The following is a 12,836-nucleotide window of genomic DNA, read 5'->3' as shown; positions in this document are numbered from 1 at the left end:
CCTTGTGTGGACTTGCACGCATTCTTCATCAGCCCTGATGCGTCCGGTGCCGCAGGGCGGCCCGGGAATGCGCCCGTGAGTATCGCGCATATAAGTCGAGATGCGACCTTTATTGCTGAAAAAACCTCAGGTTTCTTCGTCACGCTGCAATTCGAACAGGACAAGCGAACGTCCGGTGAGGGTGTATTCGCTGTTGAAGGCGAAATGCTCCTGGCCCTTGACCTGCGGGTCGTTGGTATCGAGCACGCAAGTCCAATCGATACCTTGCGGCACCTCCGGCAGGCGGAAATTGACGCCGTCATGATGGGCGTTGACTGCAATCAGCAAGGTCGCATCGTCACCGGTGCGGGGAATGCCGGAGACCTGGGCGCGGCCGTCAAGCAACATGCCCAGGCAGCGACCGTTGCCATCGTGCCAGTGCTCGGTGGTCATTTCCTGGCCGTCCGGCGTGAGCCAGGTGACGTCCTTGACCCCCAGTAGCTTATTGTAGTCGCCGACCAGGAAGCGCCCGCGGCGCAGGATGGGGTAGGCCAGGCGCAGCTTGATCAGGCGCTTGACGAACCTGAGCAGCGACTTGCCGTCGTCGTCCAGGGTCCAGTTGACCCAGCCGATTTCGCTGTCCTGGCAATAGGCGTTGTTGTTGCCGTGCTGGGTGCGGGCGAACTCGTCGCCGGCGACGAGCATCGGCGTGCCCTGTGCCAGCAGCAGGGTGGCGAAGAAGTTGCGCATCTGCCGCAGGCGCAGGGCATTGATCTCCGGGTCCTCCGTGGGGCCCTCCACGCCATGGTTCCAGGACAGGTTGTTGTTGGTGCCGTCCTGGTTGTTTTCGTCGTTGGCTTCGTTGTGCTTGTCGTTGTACGACACCAGGTCGTGCAGGGTGAAGCCGTCATGGGCAGTGACGAAGTTGATCGAGGTGTAGGGGCGTCGACCGCGCTGGTCGAACAGGTCGCCGGAGGCGGTCATGCGTTTGGCGAAATCGGCGAGTTGGCCATCGTCGCCTTTCCAGAACGCCCGCACGGTGTCGCGGAAACGGTCGTTCCACTCGGCCCAGCCCGGCGGGAAGCCGCCCACCTGATAGCCGCCGGGGCCGCAGTCCCAGGGTTCGGCGATGAGTTTGACCTGACGCAGTACCGGGTCCTGGCGACAGGCGACAAGGAAACTGTGGCGTTCGTTGAAGCCATCGTGATAGCGCCCGAGGATGGTCGCCAGGTCGAAGCGGAAACCGTCCACGTGCATTTCCGTGGCCCAGTAGCGCAGCGAGTCGGTGACCATCTGCAACACGCAGGGATGGCTCAGGTCCAGAGTGTTGCCGGTGCCCGAGTCGTTGATGTAGAAGCGTTTGTCGTCGGGCATCAGGCGGTAGTAGGAGGCGTTGTCGATGCCGCGCATGGACAGGGTCGGGCCTTGCTCGTTGCCTTCGGCGGTGTGGTTGTAGACCACGTCGAGGATCACTTCCAGGCCGGCTTCGTGCAGGTGCGCGACCATCTCCTTGAATTCGGCGATCTTGCCACTGGCCAGGTAGCGCGGATCGGGGGCGAAGAAAGCGATGCTGTTGTAGCCCCAATAGTTGGTCATGCCTTTTTGCAGCAGGTGCTGGTCGTTGACGAAGGCATGGATCGGCAGCAGCTCCACCGAGGACACCCCGAGCTTGCGGATATGCTCCAGCACTTCATCGACCATCAACCCGGCGAAGGTTCCGCGCACGGCTTCCGGCACCGCCGGGTGGCGCATGCTGATGCCGCGCACGTGGGTTTCATAGAGCAGGGTGCGTTCCCAGGGCACATTGACCCGCTGGTCGTTGCCCCAGGTGTGGGCAGGGTCGATGACCTTGCTCTTGGGCACGAAGGGCGCACTGTCGCGTTCGTCGAAGCTGAGGTCGGCGTCGGGGTGGCCGATGGTGTAGCCGAACAGGGCCTCGGACCATTTCAACTGGCCGACCAGTTGTTTGGCGTAGGGGTCGATCAGCAGCTTGTTGGGATTGAAGCGATGGCCGTTCTGCGGGTCGTAGGGGCCGTATACCCGGTAGCCGTAGATCAGCCCCGGATGGGCGTCGGGCAGATAGCCATGGAAGATCTCGTCGGTGTACTCGGGCAGTTCGATGCGTTCGAGTTCGACTTCACCGCTGGCGTCGAACAGACAGAGTTCGACCTTGGTGGCATTGGCGGAAAACAGTGCAAAATTGACCCCCAGGCCATCCCAGGTGGCGCCAAGCGGGAAGGGCAGGCCTTCGCGGATTCGCGAGGGCTGGGCTTCGGGCTTGGGTTCGGGCTTTTTTGGCTTGGTCATGGGCGCTCCTGCGGGTGTGTTCGGTGGTGCGGTGTACGGATCGAAGGTTCATGTTGGCAATACCACCACGTACCTGTGGGAGCGGAGCTTGCCCGCGAAGCTTTTCGCGATCTTCAGGACCTCTTCGCGGGCAAGCTCCGCTCCCACATCAGTACGTGCTGTCTTCAGTACCGTACAAGGCTCAACTGGCTGACGGCTTGCGTGGCGTTCGCGGTTTCTTTTCGGCGGCCGGCTTCGCCGCGGCTTTCGGCACAGCCGTGGGCTTGGCGGCGACCTTGGGTTTGGTGGCGGGTTTGGCCTCAGTGGTCTTTTTCGGTGCCAGTGCCTCGGCTTCCGCCAGCTTGCGCGCCATCTCCCAATGCCGGGCCTCCTCGCCCTCGGGGCGGCCCTCCGACTCCCAGATCTGATAGGCAAACTCACGGATACGTTTTTCGTCGGTACTCATCGCCATGCTCCTGAACTCAATTTTGGGTAAAGAGATTGACCGGGAAATCTCCGAGTGCCGCACCAACCATCAGCTCGTCATGGGGTGTGACTGCGCACATCGAAAAAAGTCCCTTTAATTTGCGGCCCGGTACGGCGAACGGCAGTTTGACCCGCGTATCGCCCCAAACCGGTGCCTGTACCCACGGCAGTTGAGCATTGGCCAGAAGCCTGGCCACCTGCCTGGGCACGATCACGATGACCCGCTGCGTCGACGTACTACGCATAAAGGCCAGCACCTGCCCGGACTGCGCGCCGAGCACCTCCAGCGGCTGATAATCGCCGCGACTGAAAAGCATCCCGTGTGTGGCCCGCACCGCCAGTGTACGGGCGATCAAGGCCTGTTTGAGTTGCCCGCCACGCCAGTTCGCCAGCAATGCCGCCGGCGTTGCCGGCTGATGCAGCGCCTGTTGCCGGACGGTGAAGTCCACCGGCCGGCGGTTGTCCGGGTCCACCAGGCTGAAGTCCCAGAACTCGTTGCCCTGGTACAGGTCCGGCACACCCGGTACGGTCATGCGCAGCAAACACTGGGCCAGACTGTTGAGGGCACCGGCCGGGGCGATTTTTTCCAGCGTTGCGACCAGGGCCCGGCGCAGCGGCAGGCCGATCGGTCGGGTCAGCAGTGCTTCGAGAAAATCGCGACAGGTTTGCTCGTAGGCCTCGTTCGGTGCGCTCCAGCTGCTGTGCAGCTTGGCTTCGCGCAGCGCCTTGTTCTGCCATTGCCAGAGACGCTCGGCGTAATCCAGCAGGCCGGCCGAATCATCGCTCGACAGGGTCAGCGGCCAACTGCCCAGCAGTGCCTGGTAAAGGATCAATTCGTCCGCCGCCGACGGGGCCTGGGGATCGCTACGCAGCGCTTGGGCCAATTCGCGAAAGCCTTGCACCTGTTCAACGTACCATGGGCCGCACTCGCTCAGCACCGCCAGGCGTGCGCGGCTGTCTTCACCGCGTTTGTGATCATGGGTGGCGCTGGTCAACAGGTTGTCCGGGAAGTTTTCCAGGCGCGTTCGGTTGGCCGCGTGAAAGTCTTCCAAGGGCGTGCTGAAACGTTCGCTGGAAAAACCCACATCATTGCGCGAGAGCAGCACCGCCGAGCGATAGAACGCGGTGTCCTCCACCGCCTTGGCGGCCGTCGGCGAGGTCAACTGCTGGAAGCGCACGCAGGCATGCTTGAGCAGTTTGCGCTGCCGCCCCGGTGGGCGCTCGCGCCAGGGCTGTCCGCCCAGCCACTGTTGCAGGTAGTCGAGCAGCGGCCAGTCGGCCTCGCCGAGGGTGGTGCGGGCGCCGGCCAGGGCCTGCTGGAAAAACGCCTCGTCCTCGGTCCGACGGCCAAGAGCATTGATATAGGTGCGGTAAACCGGGTAATGCACGATCAGCGCCTGCAAGGCCCGGCGAATCGCGCCCAAGGTCAGGTCGCGGCTCATCAGGTCGTCCCGGGCGACTTGCAGCAGGGCCTGGGCCACGCTTTCGCAGTCGCCCGCGAGTCCGCCTGCGAGGACCTGCTGGCGGGCCAGCCGGGCTTCCTCGGTGAACTCGCCGGGACGCTCGCTCAGGCGGCTCCAGAGTTCGCTCAGAGGCTGCTCGCCACGCGGGTCGTGTTGCAGCAGTGACAGCTGGTCCATGAATTCATAGCCGGTGGTACCGTCCACCAGCCAGTCACGGTGCAGGCTTTCGCCTTGGCCGAGAATCTTCTCCACATAGATCGGCAGATGTTCCCCGGGAACCAGGCGGTCGACCCGTCGGCGCAGCTTGCGGCAGTAACCGCGCGGGTCGGCGAGCCCGTCGATATGGTCGATGCGCAGACCGTCCACCAGGTCGTCCTCGATCAACTGGAAGATTTTTCGATGGGTGGCCTCGAACACCGCCGGGCGTTCGACTCGCAGGCCACCCAGTTCGTTGACATCGAAGAAACGCCGCCAATTGATGTCGTCGGCGGCGGTGCGCCAACTGGCGAGGCGGTAGTGCTGGCGTTCCAGGAGCCGGTGCAGGCGCTGAAAACCTTCAGGCTGGCGTGAGTCATAGCGGGCGAGGCTCTGCTCGATGGCGTCATGCAGGTCGCGGCGTTGCGCCAGTTCCGCGCGCAGGACCTGGGCCTGGGCATAGGCGTCGGGCAGACGGTTCAGGGCCTTGAAGTGCCCGGTCAGGGTTTCCAGTTCGGGGATGTCGGTCAGTATCTGCGCGTAATCCCGGGGGCAGATGGGAAAACGGTGCTGGTAATGCTCGATATAAAAGCTGCCGTGCTCGGCATCGAAGCACAACGGGATGCTGCCTTCCTGCAAGGCCACGCCGTAGTCGCTGTCGAGGAACGGCATGAGCAATTGCCCTTCGAGCAACGGGTCGGGCGAGTGCCACTGGATATCGAAGAACTCGCTATAGGGGCTCAGCCGGCCCCATTCCAGCAGGTCCAGCCACCAGGGATTGTCCGCGCCCCCCACGGCCATGTGATTGGAGACGATATCCAGGATCAGGCCCATATCGTGCTGGCGCAGTCTATGTACCAGGCGCCGCAGCGCCGGTTCGCCGCCCAGTTGCGGATTGACCCGGGTCGGGTCGACCACGTCGTAGCCATGCATCGAGCCGTCGCGGGCGGTGAGCAGCGGCGAGGCGTAGATATGACTGATGCCCAGTCGGGCAAAGTAGGGCACCAGCGGCACGGCGGCATCCAGGCTGAAGCCCTTGTGGAACTGCAGGCGCACCGTCGCGCGCAAGGGTGGTTTCATCGGTCACGCTCAGCGGCCTGAAGGCGCGCGCAGGCCAGCAGTTCGAGACGGCGGGCGGCGTCGACATCGTCGAGCAACTGGCTGCTGTCGCCCGGCAGGCGCCGACGCCAGTTGGGGTGGCTGTCGAGGGTGCCGGGCAGGTTGGCCTGTTCCTCGACACCGAGAGCGTCCTCCAGCGGCAGCAACACCAGGGGCGCCCGGGTGTGACCGAGGAAACGCACGCTGGCGTCGAGGACCTGGTCGGTCTCGTGGGATTCGTCGCGGAAGTTCTGCGGGTCGTTGCTCAGGGCGCGATGCAAGCCCTCGCGTTCGCGTTCGCGGGTTTCGCGCCAGTGATTGGCGGTGGTGTCATCGATCAGGCCGAGTTGGATATTCCAGTCGATATCCCGGGCATGCCACCAGCCGTTGAGGGTCGGCAGGTCGTGGGTGCTGGTGGTGGCCAGGGCGTCGTCCGGCCAGTCGAGGATCGGCCGGAAACGATGCTCGTAGTCCTGCTCGAACAACAGCACGCGCATACCGAGGATTGACCGGGCGCCGAGTTTTTCCCGCAGGCCCTCGGGCACTGTGCCGAGGTCTTCGCCGAGCACCACCGCCTGGTGGCGCGCGGACTCCAGGGTCAGCAGGCGCAGCAGGTCGTCCACCGGGTAATACAGGTAGGCGCCGTCACTTGGCGGCGAGCCGAGGGGGATCACCCAGAGCCGTTGCAGGCCCATCACATGGTCGATGCGCAGGCCGCCGGCATGGGCGAAGTTGGCCCGCAGCATTTCGATAAAGGCCCTGAAGCCGTGGCGCTTCAGGCCCTCCGGGGCGAAGGCCGAGATGCCCCAGCTTTGCCCGGCGCGATTGAGGATATCCGGTGGTGCGCCGACGGTGAGTTCGGCCAGCAGTTCGTCCTGTCGGCTCCAGGCCTGGCTGCCGCCGCCGTCGGCACCGACGGCGAGGTCGGCGATCAGGCCGATACCCATGCCGCTGTCTCGCGCGGTGTGTTGCGCGCGCTCAAGGCCGCGGGCGATCAGCCATTGGCTGAAGGCATAGAAGCCGATCTCTTCGGCCTGTTCCTCGGCGAAGAGGGCGAGGGCCGGGTTGTCAGGATGGTGCCAGGTCGCGGGCCAGTGTCGCCAGTCGGTGCTTTCACCGCGAGCGGTACAGGCGGCTTGCAAGGCTTCGAAGCGACAGTGATTTTCCAGGGCTTCGCCGCCGCTCTGGCGAAAGCGCGCGAAGTCGGCGGCGAGCGGGTGAGTGTCGAGGCGAAAGCCGTCGTACAGCGCACGCAACAACTGTTGTTTGGCGCGGGCGGCGCGGGGCCAGTCGATCAATGGCAACGCTTCCAGCTGCCGCAGTTCATCGGTCAGTCCCGTGGTGTCGATGGCCTGGCGCAGGGCCGGTTCGCCGAGAACCGCCTCCGGAGCCGCATAAAGACTGTTGAGGAACAATCGGCTGGACGGCGAATAGGGGCTATAGCGTTGCGGGTCGCAGCTGAACATCGCGTGCAACGGACTGATCGCGAGGGCGTCGGCGCCGCGTTCGCCGGCGGCTCGGACCAGATTCTCCAGGGCCAGGGTATCGCCGAAACCACCGTCGCCGACGCGTTGCAGGGCATACAGTTGGACCGTCAGGCCCCAGGCGCGGGGTGTCGGGCTATCGGTGGCCGCCGCCACGCTGTGACAGTGTGCGGGGGCCACGGCAAGGGTGAAGTGCTGGCCGGCGATATGCACCGTCTGGTAGCCCACCGGGATCTTGCCCGGCAGCACCGCGTCCTGGTCCAGGCGCAAGTGCAGGAGCGTACCGTTTTCCAGATGCACCTCGCAGAGGGTGTCGGCGGCGAAATAGTGGGCCAGGTCCAGGCCCTTGCCAACGTCCGCGGTCAACAATGGCGGCAGGTGTTTCTGTTGCTGGGCGAGTTGCAGTTCCTGCAGGCTGTTCTCGATGGCCAGGTCAGTGTCGGCGGGATGTCCGAGGCCGGCCAGGACCTTGCGCAAGACCTCGGGCCGGACTTTCTGCGGCCGGCCATTGGCGTCGATCCAATCGACGGCGAGGCCGGCCCGGCTGGCGAGTATTTCCAGTTGCGCGTCGCTCATGGGTGCTCTCCGGTGGGTGACTGCATGACGTCCCCGGGGGTCAGGGTAACCAGCGCGCAGTAGGGGGCCAGATGACCTTCATCCAATTGGCGACTGGCGCCGGTGGTGCTTTCGTATAACAAACGGGCCTCGATGGGTGGGCTGTGGTCGACGGACTCGGCACTGAGATTAAGATCGATTCGCAGAAGGCTGCCGTCGCCCATGCGCCAGCGTGCGCTGACGGCGCCGTCGGCCAGGACATCGGTGCCCAAGGCCTGGGCACCGGGGAGCCGGGGGATGACTTCGTGGTGGCGCAGCTCCAGCAACTGACGGTAGAGGCGTACGCTGGTCCGGCGGTTGAAGTCGTCGCTGGCGTCGTTCAGGTCGGGGCGCGAGTCGTTGAAGCTGACGGTGGCGTTCGGGTCGGGAATATGCGCCCGGCGTGCGGGGTCGGCAAAGGCCGGGAAATCGGCGAACTCCGCGCGACGGCCTTCACGCACCGCGTCAGCCAGTTCACCGTGGTGGTCGGTGAAAAACAGGAAGGGTTCACAGGCTGCGGTTTCCTCACCCATGAACAGCAACGGAATCATCGGCGACAACAGTAGCAGCACCGTCGCCGCCCGCAGGGCCGGTGCCGGACAGAGTTGGTTGAGGCGCTCGCCCAGGGCCCGGTTGCCGATCTGGTCGTGGTTTTGCAGGAACAGCACGAAGGCGCTGGGCGGCAGATGCGCGCTGGGTTCGCCGCGACTGTGGCCGTGACGGTCGGGATGGCCCTGGAACACAAAGCCCTGGCTCAGGCAGCGGGCCAGTTTGGTGGTGGTTTCCCGGGCATAGTCGGCGTAGTAGGCGTCGGTCTCGCCGGTCAGCAGGACGTGCAGGGCGTTGTGGCCATCATCGTTCCACTGGGCGTCAAAGTCCTCCACCAGCAGGCTGGCCTGGTTGCGTTCGTTTTCCAGGGTCAGCCACACGTGCCGGGTCGGCGCGACCTGCCGGCGAACCGCTTGCGCCAGTTCGTGGAGAAAGGTGCTGTCATTGATCGCGTGCACGGCATCCAGGCGCAGGCCGTCGAAGCGGTACTCCAGCAGCCACATCAGGGCGTTGTCGATGAAAAAGTCGCGAACTTCGCGGCGCCGAAAGTCGATCGCCGCGCCCCATGGGGTCTGTTGGTCGTCGCGAAAGAAGTCCTTGGCGTATTGGCCGAGGTAATTGCCGTCTGGGCCGAAGTGGTTGTAGACCACGTCCAGCAGCACCATCAGGCCATGTCCGTGGGCCGTGTCGATCAAGTGCTTTAGGTCTTCGGGCGAACCATAGGCGGTATGTGGCGCATACGGCAGCACGCCGTCGTAGCCCCAGTTGCGTTCGCCGGGGAATTGGCCCAGGGGCATCAGCTCGATGGCGCTGATCCCCAGTTCGGCCAGGCGTGGCAGTTGGTTTTCGACCTGGCGATAGCCGCCCAGGGCACCGACATGCAGCTCGTAGATCACTGCTTCGTGCCAGGGGCGCCCCTGCCAGTCCTTGTGCCGCCAGTGATAGGCCAGGGAGTCGACCACCTGGCTCGGCCCGTGTACATCCCCGACCTGGCGCCGCGAGGCCGGGTCGGGCACCAGTTGCTCACCATCGATATGGAAGCGATATTGGCTACCGGCCGGGCAGCGGGCTTCAAGGACAAACCAGCCGTCGTGCTGCGGCAGCATGGCCAGTGAACGGCCATCGCCGAGCTCGACGCTGACGTAATAGGCGTCCGGTGCCCACAGTGCGAAGCGGGTGTGCTCGGCGTCCAGCAGGGTCGCGCCATGAGGCCAGGTTTCCAGAGTCCGTAACGGCATCTATGAAGACCTCCTCAGTGCTGGCCCGACCTGCTCCGGGATTTGCTCACCAGGTTCTGGTACAGCTCGGCATAGGGCTCCACCGCCTTGCACCAGTTGAACGGCGCGGCCATGGCACGGCAGCGCATGGCGTTGAGCAGTGGCGGATAGGCGAACACCTTGAATGCCCGGCGTAGCGCTTGAGCATAGCTTTCCACGGTGGACTCGTCGAAGAGGAAGCCGGTGACACCGTTCTCGATGGTGTCGGCCAGCCCGCCGGTGTTGCGTGCTACCGGCAGCGAGCCGAAGCGCTGGGCGTACATCTGGCTCAAGCCGCAGGGTTCATAGCGCGAGGGCATCAGCAGGAAATCGCTGCCGGCGAACATGCGCCGGGCATCGGTTTCATTGAAACCGATGCGCACCCCGACCTGGCCGGGAAAGCGCAGCGCCAGTTGGCGCATGGCCTGTTCCTCTTCCGGTTCGCCACGGCCGATGATCGCGATCTGGCCGCCTTCGGCGACGATCATTTCGCTGACCGCTTCGGTCAGGTCCAGGCCTTTCTGGTAGACCAGCCGCGAAACCACCGCGAACAGCGGCCCGGTCGACGGTTCGAGGCCGAACAGGTTGCGCACATGGGCGGCGTTGACCGCCTTGCCTTCCCAGTCACCCGGGGTGAAGGGGTGGACCAGGTGGCTGTCGGTGGCGGCATCCCAGCTCTCGTCGATACCGTTGGGAATACCGCTGAGCAGGCCCTGGTGGGTCTTGCTGGCGAGGAATCCGTCCAGGCCACAACCGAATTGCGGCGTGGTGATTTCCTGGGCATAGGTGGCACTCACCGTGGTGATATGGCTGGAGTAGGCCATGCCGGCCTTGAGGAACGACAACTTGCCATAGAACTCCATGCCTTCCTGTTGCAGGGCGTGGGGCGGGATCCCCAGTTCCGGGCAGCAGGCGAGGCTGACCACGCCCTGATAGGCGAGGTTGTGAATGGTGAACAGGGTCGGGGTGCGCTGGCCACGCCAGTGCATGTAAGCCGGGGCCAGGCCGGCCGGCCAGTCGTGGGCGTGGACCAGGTCCGGGGTCCAGTGGATCTGCGCCAGGTTGGCGGCGATATCGGCCGCCGCCAGGCCCAGGCGGGCAAAGCGGATATGGTTGTCCGGCCAGTCGCGTCCGTTGTTGGCGCCATAGGGGGTGCCATCACGCTCGTAGAGCTCGGGGCAGATCAGCACGTAGATCACCAGGCCGTCGGGCAGGTCCATGCGCCCGATCTTGCACGGTGGCAGTGCGGCGTGGCCCCCCAGTTCGCCGATGATATGGATCGGGTTGTCGCTGTTCATTACTTGCGGATAACCGGGGATCAGCACCCGCACATCGTGCAGGTGGTGCATCGCCCGGGGTAGTGCGGCGGATACGTCGCCCAGGCCGCCGGTCTTGACCAGGTCGGCGAATTCGGAGGTGACAAACAGCACCTTTTTCTTGTTGGAATTGACAGCGGTTGCCGTCAACACAGGTTTTCCTCCCGCCAAGGGGGCTGACACGGGGACCGCTTCGCTGGCCTGATTCAAATGCTCTTCCTGAGTTCCCAACGCAGCGCTGATCATGTGTCTCTCCCATCTTATTTGATCTGGTTCATCCTTTCTTTCATACAGCGTGCCCAAACCGCTTCCTTTGGTCGGACACACTGGTTCCGGGCGACTGGGCGAAGAATGCTCGTCGCACGGAGGCAAGAAAGGAGTGGGGATGCCTCTGTTCGCAACACCCGAAATAGAGGCCCTACCTTTAACCTGACCGACCGCTGGTTCAGAAGTTTCGACTTTTTTTCGCGGAAATGACTGAGCGGTCAGCAGGCCCGAAAGTCAGTGTAGGAGAGATGTCGCCGCCGTGGAGGGCGTTGTTTAGACGAATATTGGGAAAGTAGGGTGCATTTGATCTATGTCACAGGCAATCCTGGACGGCGGCCCCGGAACGGCTGCACGCTGCTGGCGCAGGTTCGAAGCCCAGATGCTCGAGGATGGTGCGTTGGTGACTGGGGAGTAGCTGGTGGTACGCCCAGATATAGAGCCCGCCGATCTGCTGCCGGGTCACCTGGTCGAGGAATAACGCCAAGTTGTGATCGCTCAGGCCACGGCTGGTCAGTGCCAGGATCAGTTGGCCGGCCCTGGCACCATGGGCGAGGGTGCGCTCCAGGGACTGGCCCATATAGCGCTCGATTTCGGCATCGGTCCACATCCGGCTGGCGTGGCAATAGTGCACGATCCGGTCGCGGGGCTCCAGCCGGGTGTACTGGCGGTGCCGGTGGTCAGGCCGTCGAGGTTGGTCACCATGGCGTACATCATTTGGGTGAAATGGGGCATGGGTTCGCGGCTGAGGGGCTGGCTCCAGCCGCCGAGTTCGAAAGTGGGTCGGGTCATGCCGGTTCTCCTGGGCGTGCCGTCGAAGGTGACGGCACTTCAGGAGTGAGTAAACGAAGGCGCGAAGCTGCTGTGGAGGTGATTATCTATTGCGCCAGCCAGGCCGTCGCGTGTCAGCTCAGGAGCCGGATCGGCTGCCCGGCGGCCCAGGCCTGGATGTCCTCGATCATCTGGCTGTAGAACAGCCGGTAGTTGTTCTGGCTGACATAGCCGACATGGGGGGTGGCCAGGACATTGTCCAGCGTGCGGAACGGATGGTCGGCGGGCAACGGTTCCTGTTCGAAGACGTCCAGGGCGGCACCGGCCAGCCGGCCTTGCTCAAGCGCCACGATCAGCGCCTGTTCGTCGACGATCGGCCCGCGCGCGGTGTTGATCAGGTAGGCCGACGGCTTCATCCAGCCCAGGGCCTGGGCGTCGACAAGGCCGCGGGAACGCTCGCTGAGCACCAGGTGCACGGAGAGCAGGTCGGCCTGCTTGAACAGCTCGACTTTACTGACGTACTCCACGCCGGATTCGGCGGCGCGTTCGGCCGTGAGGTTCTCACTCCAGGCGATGACCCGCATGCCGAATGCCTTGCCGTAGCCGGCGATGCGCTGGCCGATGCTGCCCAGGCCGAGAATGCCCAGGGTCTTGCCGTACAGGTCGCCGCCCAGGCCCTGCTGCCAGTGCCCGGCGCGCAGTGAGTTGGCCTCCTTGAGCAGGTTGCGGTTGGCGGCCATGATCAGCGCCCAGGTCAGCTCCGGCGCGGCCTGCTTGTAGCTGTCGGTGCCGCAGACCTGGATGCCCAGGGCGTTGGCGGCCTTGATATCGAGGGCGGCGTTGCGCATGCCAGCGGTCACCAGCAGCTTCAGGCGCGGCAGTTGGCGCAGCAGGGCCTCGTTGAACGGGCTGCGCTCACGCATCACGCAGATCACCTCGAAGCTGCCCAGACGCTCGGCCATGGTCGCGGTATCGGCCGGGTAGTCGTGGAGAAAACTGACCTGGCCCACGGCGCCCAAGACACTCCAGTCCACCGCAGCGGCGGCCACGCCTTGCCAGTCATCGATTACCGCGATCTGCAGGGTCATTCACTCT

The 12,836-nt window shown here is 64.4% G+C and carries 8 protein-coding genes; all 8 read right to left on the bottom strand.

What is annotated here, in order from left to right; translation table 11 throughout:
* Positions 1–126: 126 nt before the first annotated feature.
* Complete coding sequence (gene glgX, locus M5B99_RS15070; protein WP_248804796.1) at positions 127–2,286, bottom strand: glycogen debranching protein GlgX; 2,160 nt, start codon at positions 2,284–2,286, stop codon at positions 127–129.
* 181 nt (positions 2,287–2,467) lie between these two features.
* Positions 2,468–2,731, bottom strand: a complete 264-nt coding sequence (locus tag M5B99_RS15065; protein WP_248804795.1) for a DUF2934 domain-containing protein — start codon at positions 2,729–2,731, stop codon at positions 2,468–2,470.
* A gap of 16 nt (positions 2,732–2,747) precedes the next feature.
* The gene (locus tag M5B99_RS15060; RefSeq protein ID WP_248804794.1) at positions 2,748–5,489 is read right to left on the bottom strand and encodes a malto-oligosyltrehalose synthase; all 2,742 of its coding nucleotides are present in this window, start codon (positions 5,487–5,489) and stop codon (positions 2,748–2,750) included.
* Entirely contained in the window at positions 5,486–7,567 is a 2,082-nt protein-coding gene (gene malQ / locus M5B99_RS15055) for a 4-alpha-glucanotransferase (RefSeq protein ID WP_248804793.1), read from the bottom strand. Before malQ ends, M5B99_RS15060 begins: the two co-directional genes overlap by 4 nt.
* Entirely contained in the window at positions 7,564–9,372 is a 1,809-nt protein-coding gene (treZ, locus tag M5B99_RS15050; RefSeq protein WP_248804792.1) for a malto-oligosyltrehalose trehalohydrolase, read from the bottom strand. The genes malQ and treZ overlap by 4 nt, the downstream gene beginning before the upstream one ends.
* 14 nt (positions 9,373–9,386) lie before the next feature.
* Positions 9,387–10,952 (bottom strand): glycogen synthase GlgA, encoded by a 1,566-nt coding sequence (glgA, locus tag M5B99_RS15045; RefSeq protein ID WP_248804791.1) that lies wholly within the window; start codon positions 10,950–10,952, stop codon positions 9,387–9,389.
* A gap of 334 nt (positions 10,953–11,286) precedes the next feature.
* Entirely contained in the window at positions 11,287–11,604 is a 318-nt protein-coding gene (locus tag M5B99_RS15040; RefSeq protein WP_248804790.1) for a hypothetical protein, read from the bottom strand.
* A 271-nt stretch (positions 11,605–11,875) separates the two neighbouring features.
* On the bottom strand, positions 11,876–12,829 hold the full coding sequence (locus tag M5B99_RS15035; protein ID WP_248804789.1) for a D-2-hydroxyacid dehydrogenase family protein: 954 nt from the start codon (positions 12,827–12,829) through the stop codon (positions 11,876–11,878).
* Positions 12,830–12,836: the final 7 nt, after the last annotated feature.

Source organism: Pseudomonas sp. MWU13-2100, from assembly GCF_023242365.1.
In the GTDB taxonomy this organism is placed as follows: Bacteria; Pseudomonadota; Gammaproteobacteria; order Pseudomonadales; family Pseudomonadaceae; genus Aquipseudomonas.
Note: the sequence above shows the minus strand (reverse complement) of the source record. Positions and strands in the feature narration are given on the sequence as shown.